The organism is Pseudomonas sp. KK4 (assembly GCF_001984065.1).
GTDB lineage: Bacteria > Pseudomonadota > Gammaproteobacteria > Pseudomonadales > Pseudomonadaceae > Aquipseudomonas.
On sequence record NZ_LYVP01000119.1, the window covers coordinates 1 to 16,106 of the forward strand.

Consider the following 16,106-nt stretch of genomic DNA (forward strand, 5'->3'; position numbering starts at 1 on the left):
AGCGCGCCGCGGGGCATCAGGCTTCTCGCGTTATCGTTGACGACCATCGCGAGCATGCTCGCTCCTACAGGGAAACGCGGCCAACTGTAGGAGCGAGCTCGCTCGCGATGAGCCTTAGCGCGCCGCGGGGTATCAGGCTTTCTGCGTTATCGTTGGCGACCATCACGAGCATGCTCGCTCCTACAGGGAAACGCGGCCAATCTGTAGGAGCGAGCTCGCTCGCGATGAACCTGAGCGCGCCGCGGGGCATCAGGCTTCTCGCGTTATCGTTGACGACCATCGCAGCAGGGTCTTGCGCTAAAGAAACCACCTATCCCGCGGGTAATGACTCCAATACCGCACCGCCAGGCGCTGCCCTAGGCTGCCGGCTACACGTTTTTGGCCGGAGTTCGTCATGCGGTTTTTCGAGTTGATCACCTTCACGGTAAAGGTTCGCACCGTCGCGCAAGCCTTGGCGCGGATTGAGACGGCGCTGGCCGAGCCCGAGGTCGGGGGCACCCTGATGGGGTGTTGGGCTTCGGAGATCGGGCAGCTCAATCAGATTGCGCTGTTGCGCGGTTTTGCCGAAGAAGGCGCCCGGCAGGCAGAGCGCGAGCGATTTCTGCTCGATGGCCAGGCGTTTGGCATCAACGAGTTCATCACCGACCTGCGGATCGAAAACTACAGCCTCTTTCCGTTCCTCAAGCCCCTGAGCCCCGGCAAGCACGGGCCATGCTACGAATTGCGCGTCTACGACCTGATCAGCGCCGGCCTGCAACCGACTCTGGACGGTTGGGCCAAAGCCATCGAGGCACGCACCGCCGAACAATACTCACCGGTGTACGCCGCGTTTTACGCCACCGACGGCGCCTTGCCGCGCTACCTGCACATCTGGCCTTGGCCGACCCTGGAACAACGCTTGCAAGTGCGCACCCAGGCAGTGGCGGATGGGGTCTGGCCCCCGGAAAACTCTGGCCCGCAGCTGCGCGACATGCGCTCGACCATCTACTTGCCGGCGGGGTTTTCACCGTTGCAGTGAACCTGCGATCACCGCGCTTCGGCGAGAAGCTCCGATGAAACAAACGGCTCTGGCTGCGGCCCGGTGAGGATCATCCGGAAGGTATCCACCAGCGGTCGCAGGGTGACCCGGTGCCAGGCCACCCACAGCGGCATGGTGAAGGTCAGCCAGGGCAGCTCGCGAAACACCACCCCTGGATGCGCGGCCTGGTTCAGGCTTTTCTGCGTCATGGCGATGCCCAGACCGGCCGCCACCAGACCCAGGGCGGTATAGGGTTCGGCCGCTTCCAGGCGGATCTGCGGGGTGAACCCTGCGCGGATGCAGGCGGCGACGAATTCGGCATGGTGGTTTTCGCCCTGGCTATATTTCACGCCGATCCAGTCCAGATCCTCGACGTCCGCCGGCAACAGGCGTTCGGTGCCCGCCAGCGGATGATTGGCCGGCAGCGCCAGCAACATCGGGTCTTCCAGCAACTGGAAATGCGTCAGTTCCGGGTCGTCGTTGCTCGGCGGTTCGCTGACCAGCGCCACGTCCAGGCTGCGCTGGCGCAAGCCTTCAAGCTGATCGGCGGAACTGAGGTGGTGCAACGCCACGTGCACGCCGGGGCGAATCTGGCGCACTTCGCGCAGGGCCGCTGGCAGCACGTTGGCGTGCATGGCGTTTTCGATGTAGCCGATGCACAAGCCGCCTTCCTCACCACGACCCAGGCGCTTGCCCAGGGATTCCAGGCGATTGGCGTGGGTCAGCAGGGCACGGGCCTCGGTGAGAAAGGTACGACCGTCGGTGGTCAGGCGGATGCGCTGTTGGCTGCGCTCGAACAGCACCAGGCCCAGGCGTTCTTCGAGTTGGGCGATCTGCCGGCTCAGGGGCGACTGGGAGATGTGCAACCGTTCGGCGGCGCGGCCCACGTGTTCCTCTTCGGCGGTGACCACGAAATAGCGAAGCTGGCGAAGGTCGATCATGCGTAATGCTCTCGAGGTCTTAACTGTGGCTTATTGTGTCTTGGACGGTCTGCACTGCGCAATCTAGGATCTGCTCAACGGTCGCCAACGGTGACCCTCTCCATAGATCCTTGAGGACATACCCATGAGTTTGAAAGACAAATTGCCAGGCGTTTTGGGTTTCGGTACAGCGCCACTGGGCAACATGTTCCGCGACATACCTGAAGCCGAAGCACTGGCCACCGTCGAGGCGGCCTGGGATGCCGGCGTGCGCTACTTCGATACCGCTCCGTTTTACGGCGCCGGCCTGTCCGAGATCCGCCTGGGTGAGGCGCTGCAGCAATACAACCGCGACGACTACGTGCTGAGCAGCAAGGTCGGCCGGGTCATCCTCGATGAAGTGGACAACAGTGCCCGCGACCTGGGCGAGAAAAGCGGCGTGTTCGAACACGGCCTGCGCAACAGGATCGTCAACGACTACAGCGCCGACGCGACCTTGCGCTCCATCGAAGACAGCCTCAAGCGCCTGAAGACCGATCGCCTGGACATTGTCTGGATTCACGACATCGCCCAGGACTTCTACGGCGACCAGTGGCTGCAGTACTTCGAACAAGCCCGCACCGGCGCCTTCAAGGTCCTGACCCGCCTGCGTGAAGAAGGTGTGATCAAGGCCTGGGGCCTGGGGGTGAACCGCGTCGAGCCGATCGAACTGACCCTGGACCTGGAAGAAGCACAGCCCGATGGCATGCTGCTCGCCGGGCGCTACACCTTGCTCGATCACGAACGTGCCCTGCAGCGGGTGATGGCCTCGGCCCATGCGCAGAATGTCGACATCGTGGTCGGTGGCCCGTACAGCTCGGGTGTGCTGGCCGGTGGCGCGCACTTCGAATACCAGAAGGCCAGCGCCCAGGTGATGCAGAAAGTCGAGCACATCAAGCGTATTGCCCAGGCGCACGGCGTCAATATCAAGGCTGCCGCCCTGCAATTTTCCCTGGCCAACCCGGCAGTGGCCGCCGTGATCCCGGGCGCCAGCCGCCCTGAGCGCATCGCCGAGGACGTGGCCGCGCTCAAGGCCGTAATCCCCGCTGCCTTCTGGGCCGAACTGCGCGAGGCCAAGTTGATCGCCGCCAACGCGCCCGTCCCGGAATAACGCATCTGACCCGCATTGCACGGACCACTGTGGGAGCGGGCTTGCTCGCGAAAGCGTCGGCACATTCAACCTCAACGTTGTCTGACCCGACGCCTTCGCGAGCAAGTCGAATCGTCGCACCGCCGCTCCCACATTGCGCTCTCTGTAGGAGCGAGCTCGCTCGCGATGGACTACAACGATAACGGGGGCTGTCTGAATGCCCGCGTTATCCGGACCTCCATCGCGAGCAAGCCCGCTCCCACAGTCATGAGACTTCCCAGCATTCCATTTTCTGAAATGCTGGATTGCGTTTTGTGCCCATTCCGCCACACGCGGCGCAAGGGGAAGATGGGCCCTCATAACGCACACCTGCGCAAGGCGCGAGGAGCAACCAATGGATGAAGCCTCTAAACCGCAAACCTCGCCCTGGCACGAAGGTGAGTTGACCTTGCAGCGTACGGTCGGTGCAGTCGACATGATGGTGGGCGTCGGCCAGCGGCAGATGTCACGGACCTGGATGCCGGATCAGCATCGCGAGTTCTATGCGCAACTGCCCTTCGTGGTGCTGGGCGCGGTGGATCCCCAAGGCGATGTCTGGGCGACCATTCGCAGCGGCAAACCTGGCTTCATGCATTCCCCGACACCGCAGGTTCTGCACATCGACCTTCAACCGCAACCCAACGACCCGGCGCAGGCCGGCATGGGGGAGGGCGATGCCATCGGCATGCTCGGCATGGAGTTGCATACCCGCCGACGCAACCGCATGAACGGCAATGTGCTGCGCCAACGCGCAGACGGCATCGAAATCACCGTCACCCAGGCCTACGGCAACTGCCCGCGCTACATCAATCTGCGTCAGTACGCCATCGTCGACCAAACCCCGGAAACCGTGCAAACGCTGACCGCCACTGACCCGCTGGTTCGCCAGATGGTCACCTCGGCGGACTCGTTCTATGTCGCAACCTACGTGGTGCGCGACGGTCAGAACCAGGTCGATGCCTCCCATCGCGGCGGCAAGCCGGGTTTTGTGCGCATGGAAGAGGACGGCAGCCTGACCATCCCGGACTTTTCCGGGAACCTGTTTTTCAACACCCTGGGCAACATTCTGCTCAACCCCCGGGCCGGACTGGTGTTCATGGATTTCCACAGCGGCGACCTGCTGCAAATGACCGGCACCGCCGAAGTGCTGCTGGACGATCCCGAAATCGCCGCGTTCCAGGGCGCCGAGCGGCTGTGGCGTTTCAAGCCGCAGCGGGTGATTCACCGCCAGGCAGCGCTGGCGTTGCGCTGGGTCGAACAGCCTGAAGGGGACTCGCCCAACTCATTGATGACCGGCAGTTGGGAACAGGCCGCCGAGCGCTTGCAGGCCGAAGCCCTGCGCACTCACTGGCGCCCCCTGCGTGTGGCGCGCATCGTCGATGAAAGCCGCAGCATCCGTTCTTTCTATTTTGAATCGGGCGATGGCGTGGGCTTGCCACGGTTCGAGCCGGGTCAACATTTGCCGGTGCGGTTGCAGCTGGAAGGGCAGCCCGCGCCGACGATTCGTACCTACACCGTCTCCAGCGCACCGTCGGACGAATTCCTGCGCATCAGCGTCAAGCGTGAGGGTGTGGTGTCTTCGCACCTGCACGATCGGATTCAGGTCGGCGACTGGATCGAAGCGCGGGCGCCCCAAGGGCATTTCATCGTGCAGCCTTCCGAACGGCGCCCCTTGGTGTTGCTGGGGGCCGGCGTCGGTATTACGCCCATGCTGTCGATGCTGCGCGAGGTGGTCTACGAAGGTAAGCGCATCAACCGCATGCGCCCGACCTGGGTGGTGCAAAGCAGCCGCTCGGTGGACGACCTGGCGTTCCGTGATGAATTTGAAGAGCTGGCGGCGCGGGCAGGGGACAAGGTCAAGGTCGTGCGGGTGGTCAGCCAGCCACCGACCGAAGGTGGCGGCGCCAGTTACGACCTGGCGGGCCGGATCGATGTCGAACTGCTCAAGACGCTTCTACCGCTCAACGACTACGACTATTACCTGTGCGGACCGGGCAGTTTTACCCAGGCGCTGTACGACGGCCTGCGCAAAATGCGCATTCCCGACGATCGCATCCACGCCGAGACCTTCGGGCCGTCCACCCTGGTGCGCGATGCCGAAGTCAGCGTGCCGGCCGCGCAGCAGGTGCCGGTGTCCACCGAGCCGGTGAAAATCCTGTTCTCCACCTCCGGCAAGGAAGCACGCTGGGAACCGGGTAACGGCACCTTGCTGGAACTGGCTGAAGCCCGAGGTCTGAATCCCGAGTTCAGCTGCCGCGGCGGATCGTGCGGCACCTGCAAAACCCGGATGACCAATGGCCAGGTCCACTACCTCAACACCCCGGAACAGGGTCTGGCCGAGGATGAGGTACTGATCTGCTGCGCCGTACCGGCCGAAGGCAGCGAGACCCTGATACTGGACATCTGACCGGCGGATGCATTGGCCCCTCTGTGGGAGCGGGCTTGCTCGCGAAGACGGTGGGTCAGTCAACTTTGATGTTGACTGTGCCGACGCATTCGCGAGCAAGCCCGCTCCCACAAGGGAAGGCCAATCACACTGCCCGGGCAGTCAAACCAACGCGCTCCTGCGCTTGAGCTCGCTGTTGAGAATGAAGTCATTCTCCGAATAATCCACCTGACAATCGATCACATGCACCCCGGGTTCGCTCAGGCAGCGCTGCAGCAGCGGCAGAAAACCCTCGGCGCTCTCGACCCGATGCCCCTTGGCGCCATAGCTCTGCGCATACATGACGAAGTCCGGGTTGCCATAATCCAGGCCGAAATCGGCAAAACCCATGTTCGACTGTTTCCAGCGGATCATGCCGTAGGCGTCGTCGCGCAGGATGATCACGGTCAGGTTCATCTTCAGGCGCACGGCGGTTTCCAGTTCCTGGCTGTTCATCATGAAACCGCCATCGCCGCACACCGCGACCACCGGCCGATCGGGGTAGACCAGGTGCGACGCCATGGCCGACGGCAGCCCCGCGCCCATGGTCGCCAGCGCATTGTCCAGCAGCACGGTGTTGGGCTTGTGCGCCTTGTAGTTGCGGGCGAACCAGATCTTGTAGATGCCATTGTCCAGCGCGACGATGCCTTCGGACGGTAACGCGCGGCGCACATCAGCCACGAAACGCTGCGGATAGATCGGAAAGCGATTGTCGTCCTCGCCCTCGATGATCTGCGCCTCGTTGGCTTCACGGATCGCCATCAGCCGGCTGAAATCCCAATCCGAATGCCCCTCCAGCGCCTCGCCGATCTGCCACACGGCGTTGGCGATGTCGCCGACCACTTCGATCTGCGGGAAATACACCGGGTCGACTTCGGCCGAACGGAAGTTGATATGGATCACCTCCGTGCCGCCACGCACCATGAAAAACGGCGGCTTCTCGATCACATCATGGCCAATGTTGACGATCAGGTCCGCCGCCTCCACGGCGCGGTGCACGAAGTCACCGGCCGACAGCGCCGCGTTGCCGAGAAAGCGCGGGTGACGCTCATCCACCACGCCCTTGCCCATTTGCGTGGTCACGAACGGAATGCCGGTGTTGTCGATCAATTGCTTGAGCACATTGCAGGTCATCTTGCGGTTGGCCCCGGCGCCGATCACCAGGATCGGGCTGTGCGCCGTCTTCAGCTTTTCCACCGCGGCGGTGATCGATTTCTGTTCGGCCACCGGGCGACGGCTCAGGCTTGGCGGCACCGGCGTGCTCTCGGTCTGTTCGGCGGCGATGTCTTCAGGCAATTCCAGGTGCACGGCGCCGGGCTTCTCTTCCTCGGCCAGGCGAAAGGCCTCGCGGACCCGGGACGGAATGTTGTCGGCGGACGCCAATTGGTGGGTGTACTTGGTCAGCGGTTGCATCATGCCGACCACGTCGAGGATCTGGAAACGCCCCTGCTTGGACTTCTTGATCGGCTTCTGGCCGGTGATCATCAGCATCGGCATGCCGCCCAGGTACGCATAGGCCCCGGCGGTGACCAGGTTGGTGGCGCCGGGGCCGAGGGTCGACAGGCTGACGCCGGTCCTGCCCGTGAGCCGGCCGTAGGTGGCGGCCATGAAGCCGGCGGACTGTTCGTGGCGGGTCAGCACCAGGCGGATGTTGGATTTTCGCAGCGACTCGAGCAGGTCGAGGTTCTCTTCGCCCGGAATGCCGAAGACAAACTTCACACCTTCGTTTTCCAGACATTGCACAACGACATCGGCAGCCTTGGCCATTTGGTCAGTACCTCGGATGGGGGAGCTGGGACACAGGGCTGCAGACGGTCTGAGAACACGTGTGCAAACCTGAGCGGGAGAGCATCGTCTTCGAAACTGTCGCCCAGTATCGCCCCATTGCCTCTGGCCGGATGACCGTCTGTCTGGCTGCAAACTAGTCGCCGAGCTTGATCTCCAGCCGCTTGAACCGCGACGCCAGGGTCGTCGGTTTGAGCCCCAGCAGTTCAGCCGCGCCGCCTTTGCCGAACAGCTTGCCATCGGCGGCCTTCAGCGCCGCCTGCATGTTGCTGCGTTCGAGTTCACGAACCTGTGCGTCGGTCATGATCGCCGGCAGGACAGGTTGTTGCGGGGAGGGCAGGCTGGCTTTGGGCTCGTCCGGCAAGTCCAGGTTCAGGTCCGCGCCGATGGAGGTGATCAGCGCGCGTTCGATGACGTTTTGCAACTCGCGGATATTGCCCGGCCACGAATAGCGCTGCAGGCGTTCGATGTCACTGTTGCGCAGGCGCCGGCCGGGCATGTTCAGGCGCTTGCCGGTCTGCTTGAGAAAGTGCGCCGCCAGGGCGCCGATGTCCATCAGCCGCTCGCGCAGCGCCGGGGACTGGATCGGGAACACGTTGAGGCGGAAATACAGGTCTTCGCGAAAATGCTTGGCGGCCACTTCCTGGCGCAGGTCGCGGTTGGTCGCGGCGATGATCCGCACATCGACCTTGCGCGTGCGTTCCTCGCCGACCCGCTCGAACTGACCTTCCTGCAACACCCGCAGCAGTTTGCTTTGCAGTTCCAGCGGGATCTCGCCGATCTCGTCGAGAAACAGCGTGCCGCCGTCAGCCAGTTCGAAGCGCCCGACCCGATCGCGCACCGCTCCGGTAAAGGCCCCGCGGATATGGCCGAAGAACTCGCTCTCGAACAGCTCCGCCGGAATCGCCGCACAGTTGACCCGGATCAGCGGGTGGCCGTTACGCCGGCTGGCCTGGTGTATGGCGCGGGCGATCAATTCCTTGCCGGTCCCCGATTCGCCATTGATCAACACGCTGGCGTCGGTCGGCGCGACCACGTCGATCTGCCGGATGATCTTCTTGATCGGTTCACTGTGGCCGACGATCTCACGGTAGTTGTGCTCGATGTGGATCTCTTCCTGCAAGTAGGCGTTCTGCTCCTCGAGCCGCTCCTTGAGTACCTTGAGTTCTTCCAGGGCACTTTGCAGCTGGTTTTCGGTGTTGCGTCGCTCGGTGATGTCGCGGAACACCACCACCGCGCCGACGATGCGACCCTCGGAAATCACCGGGGTGCTGGTGAATTCCACCGGGAACGAACTGCCGTCCCGGCGCCAGAACACTTCCTGGCGCCCCTCATGAATCACCCCGTCGTGCACCGCTTTATAGATGGGGCACTGCTCCACCGGGTAATGGCTGCCGTCGGCATGGGTGTGGTGATGAATGCGGTGGATGTTCTTGCCGATCATGTCCTGGGTTTCCCAGCCGAGCATGCGCGCACAGGCCGGGTTGACGAAGGTGGCCAGGCCTTCGCTGTCGATGCTGTAGATGCCGTCGCCCACGGAGCTGAGCAGGAGCTGGTTGTCGCGCTCGTTTTCCTGGAACAGGTTGAGAATGTTGCGCCACTCGATCAGCCCGCCGCGCATGGTGCGTTCGGTGTGGGCCTGGTCGCGCTGGTACTTCTCCTGGCTCAGCTCCCGCAGCACCAGGATCAACTGCTGTTGCCCCTTGACCTGCAGGGTGGTGGCGGAGATTTCCAGCTCGATGCGTTCGCCGCTCTTGCAGTTGCAACTGAGCTCATTGCTCCAGGCGCGACCCTTGTCCATCACGGCCTGGGTGAACACGATCAGGTCGGCCAGTTGATGACCGAACAGCTTGCTCACCGGCAGTTCAAGCAGCTCCTGGCGCGGGTAGCCGAGCAGTTTGCAGGCGGCGATGTTGAGGTCCACCAACCGATCGGAATAGGGATTGAGCAGGGCGATGGCCTCGGCGCAATGCTCAAACACCATGTGCCGTGACGAATACGCCAGGTCAGCCCAGCCGTTGAGGGAGTCAGCTTCATTCATGACTACGAAATCTCGTGTTCTGTGACTACGAATATTCGTATTTCTACGGGAATGCGTGGTCCGGCGATAGCATCAGATGCACGGATAAAAACCGGATCAGATTGGTATTTGCATTTAAATCAATCAGTTAGCCCGACGGGAAAAATAGTTTTATTTCCTGGCACGGCGTTCGCTCTCTCTCCTGCAACCCGGCAGCCAACCCAGGCTGACGTTCAAGCACCAAGAAACTGGAGAGCGACACTATGCCAACCGTGGACATCCCCCATTACAAAGACGGCGACTTCCTGGTCAATTACGAAGAGAAAGTCTTCGAGGACATCAAAGCCGAGCCGGGCGAAAAAGTCCTGATCACCTTCCACACCATCGCCTTCGAGGGCTCCATCGGCCTGGTCAACATGCTTCAGGCCAAGCGCCTGCTGCGCAAAGGCTTCGAAACCAAAATCCTGTTGTACGGGCCAGGCGTGCAACTGGGCGTGCAGCGCGGTTTCCCGACCCTGGGTGCCGAAGCGTTCCCCGGTCACCTGGCGGTGAACAAGCAACTGATGCAGTTCATGGAGGAGGGCGGTGAGGTCTACGCCTGCCGCTTCGCCCTGCAAGCGCTGTACGGCCAGACCGAAAAAGCCCTGATCGAAGGCATCCGCCCGATCAACCCCCTGGACGTGATGGACCTGCGCCTGCTGATGCGTCGTGAGGGCGCGATGATCATCGATACCTGGACGGCCTGACAGCAACGCTGAAATTGACCTGTGGCGAGCGAGCTTGCTCGCGTTCGACTGCGCAGCAGTCGCAAAAATGGCGCTGTTTGCCAACGTTTTGGGGCCGCTTCGCAGCCCGGCGCGAGCAAGCTCGCTCGCCACAACCGCCATAGCACTCAATACTTCAGGACCCCAACATGGCCATCATTCGCGCAGCAGCCGTTCAACTGAGCCCCGTGCTTTACAGCCGCGAAGGCACCGTGGACAAGGTCTGCCAACAGATCATCGCCCTGGGCAGACAAGGCGTGCAGTTCGCCGTGTTCCCGGAGACGGTGGTGCCTTACTACCCCTATTTCTCTTTCGTGCAGCCGGCGTTCGCCATGGGCGCGCAACACCTCAAGCTGCTCGATCAATCGGTGACCGTACCGTCGGCCGCTACCCTGGCCATTGGTGAGGCCTGCAAACAGGCGGGGATGGTGGTGTCGATCGGCGTCAACGAGCGCGATGGCGGCACGATCTACAACGCCCAGTTGCTGTTCGATGCCGACGGCACGCTGATTCAGCATCGGCGCAAGATCACGCCGACCTACCACGAGCGCATGGTCTGGGGCCAAGGCGACGGTTCCGGCCTGCGCGCCGTCGACAGCGCCATCGGCCGCATCGGTTCGCTGGCCTGCTGGGAGCATTACAACCCGCTGGCACGCTACGCCTTGATGGCCGATGGCGAGCAGATCCACGCGGCAATGTTTCCCGGCTCCCTGGTGGGTGACATTTTCGCCGAGCAGATCGAAGTCACCATCCGCCACCACGCCCTGGAGTCCGGTTGCTTCGTGGTCAATGCCACGGCGTGGCTGGATGCCGACCAGCAAGGCCAGATCATGCAGGACACCGGCTGCGGCCTGGGCCCGATCTCGGGCGGTTGCTTCACCGCGATCGTTTCGCCGGAAGGCAAATTGCTCGGCGAGCCGTTGCGTGCCGGCGAAGGGACAGTGATCGCCGACCTCGACCTGGCCTTGATCGACAAGCGCAAACGCATGATGGATTCGGTCGGTCACTACAGCCGTCCGGAGCTGCTCAGCCTGTTGATCGACCGCACGCCCACGGCCCATGTCCATGAGCGTGCCCCACAGCTCACCGCGATTGCCAATGAGGAGCTCGATCATGCAAGCCAATGAATTGCTGGCCGAGTTGCAGTGCCACGGCGTGCGTTGGCCAGCGGCGCAGAACGGCCTGTCTCGACAGGGCGGCGCCGGGCCGTCGGACCACAAGGCGCTGACGTTCGGCAGCCGGACCATGATGGTGCCGATCCTCAATCAGGCCTCGCAGGATTCGCCCTATCAGGCGCAACCCTCGGCGGATGGCAGCCAGGCGCTGATCTTTCGCGAAGGCCTGCAGGTCGGTCAGGTGCAGATGCCCGGCGTGCCGAAGTTCTATGGCTTGAGCACCGCCGACGGCATTCCCTATTGGAAAATCGCCACGCTGCACAGCAGCGATGTGCTGGCGACCACGGTGTTGCAGCACTGCATTCGCTTCAACGATCGCGCCAGCTCCTGCCAGTTCTGCGCCATCGGCCAGTCGCTGGCGGCGGGCAAGACCATTGCCCGCAAGCGTCCGCAGCAATTGGCGCAAGTGGCGAAGGCGGCGGTGGAACTCGATGGCGTCAAGCACATGGTGATGACCACCGGCACGCCGCAGACCCCGGACCGTGGCGCGGCGATTCTGTGTGAATCCGCCGCGGCGGTGACGGCCGCAGTCGATCTGCCGATCCAGGCGCAATGCGAGCCGCCGGACGACGATCGCTGGTTCCAGCGCCTCAAGGACAGCGGTGTGGTTTCGCTCGGCATGCACCTGGAAGCGGTCACCGATGAGGTGCGTCAACGGATCATGCCGGGCAAGGCCGAAGTGCCGTTGAGTCGTTATTTCGAGGCGTTCAGCGCGGCGGTTGAGGTCTTCGGTCGCGGTCAGGTCAGCACCTACATCCTCGCTGGGCTGGGTGACAGCGAAGTGGCCATCAGCGAGATGAGCGAGCGTTTGTGCGCCTTGGGTGTGTACCCGTTCGTGGTGCCCTTCGTGCCCATCGACGGCACGCCGCTGGCCCATCACCCCAAACCCGACAGCGCCATGATGGCCCGCTTGTACCCGCAGATCGGCGCGAGCCTGCGCCGTCACGGCCTGCACTCCGAACAGATCAACGCCGGCTGCGCCAAATGCGGCGCGTGCTCGGCCCTCAAAAGCTACGAATGAGCCGGAGAACCGCCATGTTCAATTGCGCCTTTGCCTTGGTCGACAGCACCTTCGAGCCATTCCGTGCCGGTGAGTTGCTGGTCAAGCCCGCCAGTGAAGCCTGGGAAAAACAGGCCTATTTCGCCCTGCGCCGCTCGGTGTTTTCCGATGAACAGCAACTGCTGGCCCAGGACAAGGACAGCCACGATTTCCAGGCCATCGCCATCGTTGCCCTGGCCGGCAATTGCGGGATCGCCGATCAGGTGGTGGGCGCGGTGCGCATCTATCAGCCGGAACCGGGCTTGTGGTTTGGCGGGCGCCTGTGCGTGGCGGCGGCCTATCGGCGGCACAGCATGATCGGCAAGGCGCTGGTCAATGAGGCGGTGTCGCGGGCCAAGGAGTTGGGTTGCGAGGTGTTCCGGGCCACGGTGCAGGCGCAGAACGAAAGCTACTTTCACGGCCTGCACTGGCAGACCCTCGAACGGCTGGAATTGCTGGGCCAGCCCCATTGCCTGATGCAGGCGGATCTGTCGGCTTACCCATTGATGCCACGTCAGGTGTCATTGCGGGCACTGCATAAGGTGGCTCGCCATGACTGATCTGGCGACCCTGATCGACACCCTGCGCAACACCCCGGCCATGCGCTCCAAGCAGGCCATCCAACAACCGGCAGCAGTGATCGGCAGCGCTCAACCCGCCCTGACTCGTGAGCAGCTTTATGCGTTGCCCGGTGACGACACCGCGGCGATTGCCTGCGGCGATCACTTCCAGTTGCTGGCCATCGAAGGCATGTTGCCGGGGTTCGTCGAGAGCGCGCCCTGGTTTGCCGGGTGGTCGGCGGTCATGGCCAACGTCAGCGACATCACCGCCATGGGCGGTCGCGCCACGGCGGTGGTCAATGCCTATTGGCATCACGACAACGACGCCGCGCAACAGATTCTGGCGGGCATCCGTGCCGCCTGCGAAGCCTACGGCCTGCTGTTGGCCGGCGGCCATACCAGCCTCGCCACCGGCAACCCGACGGCGCTGGCGGTGGCGATTACCGGCACTGCCCACAACCTGCTGTCGACCCTGCATGTCGCGCCGGGCCAGGTCATCGCCATGGCGGTGGACCTCGAAGGCGCGTGGCACGCCCAGAGCACCTATTGGAAAGCCTTCGAGGGTGTGCCCGCCGAACGCCTGCGCAGCCAGCTCGATGTGCTGCCTCGCCTGGCAGACGCCCGGTTGCTGCACGCCGCCAAGGACATCAGCAACGCCGGGGTGCTGGGCAGCCTGTTGATGCTGCTGGAGACCACCGGTTGCGGTGCGACTGTCGATCTGGCCGCGCTGCCGTGTCCGCCGAATGCCGAGCTTGAGCGCTGGCTGCAGGTGTTCCCCAGTTACGGCTTTCTGATGACCCTCGATGAGCGCGACTGGGATCAGGTGCAGACCGCTTTCGCCTTCGAGGGGCTGCGCTGCGAGCGGATCGGCCGGGTGGATGCCAGTGGCACGTTGAGCGTCCACCACGGCCAGCAGCAGGGCCAGTTCTGGAATCTGCGCGAGCAGGCCTTCACCGGTTTCAGCTATCCCCATCTCGATCTTTCCCCTTTGAATCGCCAACAACAGGAGCACTGACATGCCCGCCGTCAATTTCAGGATCCGCTGGCCCAATGGCCGCGAAGCCAATGGCTACTCACCGTCCACCGTGATTTTTCAGTACCTGGAGGAGGGCGCCAGTTACCCGCTGCCGGACTTTCTGCAGCGCATCGAAAGCGCCTTGAACAATGCCTCGGAGCGGGTCAGGGAGGTCAAGGGCTTCTATTGCAGCTCGGCCATGGACACCTTGAGCTCGTTGAAGGGCCAGGCCAGTTACCTCATCGAGCCTGCTGACGCGCAAGGCCAGGTGGACGTGCTCAGCATGCGCACCGAAGGCGCTGGCCAGGTGATCGGGGCGGGCTGGAGCTCGTTCTGAATTTTTTCTGAAACTTTCTCGTCATCGATGACCGGAGCAACGTTATGACCAGCCACCTCACTTCCATCAAAACTCCACACCACAGCGTGATCGTCGTCGGCGGCGGTCAGGCCGGGTTGTCCGCCAGTTATTACCTGCAACAGCAGGGGATCGACCATCTGGTGCTGGAGAAGCACAGCGTCACCCACACCTGGCGCAATCAGCGCTGGGACGCCTTCAGCCTGGTCACGCCGAACTGGCAGTGCGCGTTGCCGGGGTACACCTATGTCGATGATTTCAAGGGTGCCGATCCCCATGGCTTCATGAAGAAGGACGAGATCAACGAGTACCTGGCCGGATTCGTCAAATCGGTGAATGCACCGGTGCGCGAGGGCGTGACCGTGCAGCGCGTGGTACCGCGGGCCATCGGTGGCTTCGAGGTGCATACCTCCCAGGGCGAGTTCTCCGCCGATCAGGTGATCGTGGCGTCGGGCGGTTATCACACGCCGATCATTCCGCGCCTGGCCGAGCGTTTGCCGGTGGGCATTCATCAGATGCATTCGGAGCAGTACCGCAATCCTGAAGCGTTGCCTGCCGGCAATGTGCTGGTGGTCGGCTCCGGGCAGTCCGGGGCGCAGATCGCCGAGGACCTGCACCTGGCCGGGCGCAAGGTGTACCTGGCAGTCGGCGATGCACCGCGTTGCGCGCGGTTCTACCGGGGCAAGGACGTGGTGGATTGGCTGGCGCAGATGGGCTACTACGAAATCGGCGTCGACACCCATCCGTTGCGTGAAGGGGTCCGTGACAACACCAATCACTACGTTACCGGGCGTGACGGCGGACGCGACATTGACCTGCGCAAATTTGCGCTCGAAGGCATGGAGCTGTTCGGGCGTCTTGACGGCTTGCAGGGCACGCGCATGCAGTTCGCCCCGAACCTGGCCGAGAGCCTGGACAGTGCCGATGCGGTGTACAACCGTATCAACGGATCGATCGACAAGTTCATTGAACAGAACGCCATCGACGCGCCGCCCGGCGAACGCTATCAGCCGCTCTGGGAGCCCGAGCAGGAGCGCAGTGAAGTCGATTTGGAAGCGGCGGGTATCACCAGCATCATTTGGTGTATTGGTTTCAGCCCGGACTTCACCTGGGTCGAAGCCCCCGTCTTCAACGGCCGCGGCCATCCCGGCCATCAACGCGGGGTCACGGCGCAGCCAGGGTTGTACTTCCTTGGCTTGCCGTGGCTGTACACCTGGGGTTCGGGACGGTTTTCCGGGGTGGCGAAGGATGCGCAGTACCTGGTGGATCGGATCAGCGCGGCCCAGGTTGAGAGCCTGGTTCAGGGGAAGCGGGCGGCTGTCAGGTAAAGGTGTAGAACCGCGCACTGGTGGGAGCTGGCCTGCCAGCGATGAGGGCGGCACATTCAACATTGATGTCGCCTGAGCCACCGCCATCGCGAGCAGGCTCGCTCCCACAGTGATTTGGGGTGTTTGTGGATTTTGTGCGTCGCTACAGAAACTGTGGGAGCTGGCCTGCCGGCGATGGCGGTGTGTCTGGCTGACGCATTGCCTTCGCCGGTAAGCCTGCCAATGTAAATGTTGATCACGATCCTGGCGAGCGCCTGGCTTTGTAATCCCGTGGGTCGATGTTCCATTTGCGTAGGCGGGAGGCCAGGGTGGTGGGTTTCAGGCCCAGCAGTTGCGCCGCGCCGCCGTCGCCGGAGATTTTGCCGCCTGTGCGTTTGAGCATGGCCACGGTGTTGAGCCTGAGTTGTTGTTGCAGGTCTTCATCGCGCAACGGCTCATCGGCGCTTTGCGGATCAATGGGCTCGGGGATGGGTGCACGGGTCAGGGCGGGTAGCAGGTCGTCAAAGCGCAGCCGACCATCCTGGGACACGATGA

Annotated in this window: 13 protein-coding genes and 1 pseudogene; 10 read left to right on the forward strand and 4 right to left on the reverse strand. The window is 63.0% G+C overall.

The genetic code is table 11. The annotated features are described in order from the left end of the window. Positions 1–394: 394 nt before the first annotated feature. The gene (locus B0W55_RS24950; protein ID WP_077048578.1) at positions 395–1,018 is read left to right on the forward strand and encodes an NIPSNAP family protein; all 624 of its coding nucleotides are present in this window, start codon (positions 395–397) and stop codon (positions 1,016–1,018) included. 8 nt (positions 1,019–1,026) lie between these two features. Here the strand turns inward: B0W55_RS24950 and B0W55_RS24955 are convergent, their stop codons facing one another. After that, complete coding sequence (locus B0W55_RS24955) at positions 1,027–1,959, reverse strand: LysR substrate-binding domain-containing protein (RefSeq protein WP_077048579.1); 933 nt, start codon at positions 1,957–1,959, stop codon at positions 1,027–1,029. A 124-nt stretch (positions 1,960–2,083) separates the two neighbouring features. Between B0W55_RS24955 and B0W55_RS24960 the strand changes: the two genes are divergently transcribed. Together B0W55_RS24960 and B0W55_RS24965 are read left to right on the forward strand one after the other, a co-directional pair. Continuing rightward, positions 2,084–3,088 (forward strand): aldo/keto reductase, encoded by a 1,005-nt coding sequence (locus B0W55_RS24960; protein ID WP_077048580.1) that lies wholly within the window; start codon positions 2,084–2,086, stop codon positions 3,086–3,088. Positions 3,089–3,461: 373 nt separating this feature from the next. After that, on the forward strand, positions 3,462–5,513 hold the full coding sequence (locus B0W55_RS24965; RefSeq protein ID WP_077048581.1) for a pyridoxamine 5'-phosphate oxidase family protein: 2,052 nt from the start codon (positions 3,462–3,464) through the stop codon (positions 5,511–5,513). Between the two features lie 141 nt (positions 5,514–5,654). On the opposite strand, the gene B0W55_RS24975 is transcribed toward B0W55_RS24965, so the two are convergent. Both B0W55_RS24975 and B0W55_RS24980 read right to left on the reverse strand, forming a co-directional pair. After that, on the reverse strand, positions 5,655–7,298 hold the full coding sequence (locus B0W55_RS24975; protein WP_077048583.1) for an acetolactate synthase large subunit: 1,644 nt from the start codon (positions 7,296–7,298) through the stop codon (positions 5,655–5,657). A 154-nt stretch (positions 7,299–7,452) separates the two neighbouring features. Then, positions 7,453–9,357 (reverse strand): sigma 54-interacting transcriptional regulator, encoded by a 1,905-nt coding sequence (locus B0W55_RS24980; protein ID WP_077048584.1) that lies wholly within the window; start codon positions 9,355–9,357, stop codon positions 7,453–7,455. Positions 9,358–9,599: 242 nt separating this feature from the next. Between B0W55_RS24980 and B0W55_RS24985 the strand changes: the two genes are divergently transcribed. The 7 genes from B0W55_RS24985 to B0W55_RS25015 all read left to right on the forward strand — a co-directional run bounded on the left by B0W55_RS24985 (position 9,600) and on the right by B0W55_RS25015 (position 15,572). Beyond that, complete coding sequence (locus tag B0W55_RS24985) at positions 9,600–10,082, forward strand: MSMEG_0572/Sll0783 family nitrogen starvation response protein (RefSeq protein WP_075944565.1); 483 nt, start codon at positions 9,600–9,602, stop codon at positions 10,080–10,082. 167 nt (positions 10,083–10,249) lie between these two features. Next, complete coding sequence (locus B0W55_RS24990; RefSeq protein ID WP_077048585.1) at positions 10,250–11,227, forward strand: Nit6803 family nitrilase; 978 nt, start codon at positions 10,250–10,252, stop codon at positions 11,225–11,227. Beyond that, positions 11,214–12,296 carry an MSMEG_0568 family radical SAM protein gene (locus B0W55_RS24995; protein ID WP_077048586.1) on the forward strand — a complete coding sequence of 361 codons (1,083 nt, stop codon included), beginning with the start codon at positions 11,214–11,216 and terminating at the stop codon, positions 12,294–12,296. Before B0W55_RS24990 ends, B0W55_RS24995 begins: the two co-directional genes overlap by 14 nt. A 14-nt stretch (positions 12,297–12,310) precedes the next feature. Further along, complete coding sequence (locus tag B0W55_RS25000) at positions 12,311–12,874, forward strand: MSMEG_0567/Sll0786 family nitrogen starvation N-acetyltransferase (protein ID WP_077048587.1); 564 nt, start codon at positions 12,311–12,313, stop codon at positions 12,872–12,874. Continuing rightward, positions 12,867–13,889: a sll0787 family AIR synthase-like protein gene (locus B0W55_RS25005; RefSeq protein ID WP_077048588.1), complete on the forward strand. Its 1,023-nt coding sequence runs from the start codon at positions 12,867–12,869 to the stop codon at positions 13,887–13,889. The genes B0W55_RS25000 and B0W55_RS25005 overlap by 8 nt, the downstream gene beginning before the upstream one ends. A gap of 1 nt (position 13,890) precedes the next feature. Then, entirely contained in the window at positions 13,891–14,226 is a 336-nt protein-coding gene (locus B0W55_RS25010) for an MSMEG_0570 family nitrogen starvation response protein (protein WP_077048589.1), read from the forward strand. Between the two features lie 44 nt (positions 14,227–14,270). Then, positions 14,271–15,572, forward strand: a complete 1,302-nt coding sequence (locus B0W55_RS25015; RefSeq protein ID WP_077048590.1) for an MSMEG_0569 family flavin-dependent oxidoreductase — start codon at positions 14,271–14,273, stop codon at positions 15,570–15,572. Between the two features lie 235 nt (positions 15,573–15,807). On the opposite strand, the pseudogene B0W55_RS30890 reads toward B0W55_RS25015, so the two are convergent. Then, positions 15,808–16,106: pseudogene (locus B0W55_RS30890) on the reverse strand (Fis family transcriptional regulator); the annotation flags it as partial.

Excerpts from the sequence above, each read along its gene's own strand:
- B0W55_RS24950 (WP_077048578.1), top strand. The coding sequence starts at position 395 with ATGCGGTTTTTCGAGTTGATCACCTTCACGGTAAAGGTTCGCACCGTC.
- B0W55_RS24955 (WP_077048579.1), bottom strand. The coding sequence starts at position 1,959 with ATGATCGACCTTCGCCAGCTTCGCTATTTCGTGGTCACCGCCGAAGAG.
- B0W55_RS24960 (WP_077048580.1), top strand. The coding sequence starts at position 2,084 with ATGAGTTTGAAAGACAAATTGCCAGGCGTTTTGGGTTTCGGTACAGCG.
- B0W55_RS24965 (WP_077048581.1), top strand. The coding sequence starts at position 3,462 with ATGGATGAAGCCTCTAAACCGCAAACCTCGCCCTGGCACGAAGGTGAG.
- B0W55_RS24975 (WP_077048583.1), bottom strand. The coding sequence starts at position 7,298 with ATGGCCAAGGCTGCCGATGTCGTTGTGCAATGTCTGGAAAACGAAGGT.
- B0W55_RS24980 (WP_077048584.1), bottom strand. The coding sequence starts at position 9,357 with ATGAATGAAGCTGACTCCCTCAACGGCTGGGCTGACCTGGCGTATTCG.
- B0W55_RS24985 (WP_075944565.1), top strand. The coding sequence starts at position 9,600 with ATGCCAACCGTGGACATCCCCCATTACAAAGACGGCGACTTCCTGGTC.
- B0W55_RS24990 (WP_077048585.1), top strand. The coding sequence starts at position 10,250 with ATGGCCATCATTCGCGCAGCAGCCGTTCAACTGAGCCCCGTGCTTTAC.
- B0W55_RS24995 (WP_077048586.1), top strand. The coding sequence starts at position 11,214 with ATGCAAGCCAATGAATTGCTGGCCGAGTTGCAGTGCCACGGCGTGCGT.
- B0W55_RS25000 (WP_077048587.1), top strand. The coding sequence starts at position 12,311 with ATGTTCAATTGCGCCTTTGCCTTGGTCGACAGCACCTTCGAGCCATTC.
- B0W55_RS25005 (WP_077048588.1), top strand. The coding sequence starts at position 12,867 with ATGACTGATCTGGCGACCCTGATCGACACCCTGCGCAACACCCCGGCC.
- B0W55_RS25010 (WP_077048589.1), top strand. The coding sequence starts at position 13,891 with ATGCCCGCCGTCAATTTCAGGATCCGCTGGCCCAATGGCCGCGAAGCC.
- B0W55_RS25015 (WP_077048590.1), top strand. The coding sequence starts at position 14,271 with ATGACCAGCCACCTCACTTCCATCAAAACTCCACACCACAGCGTGATC.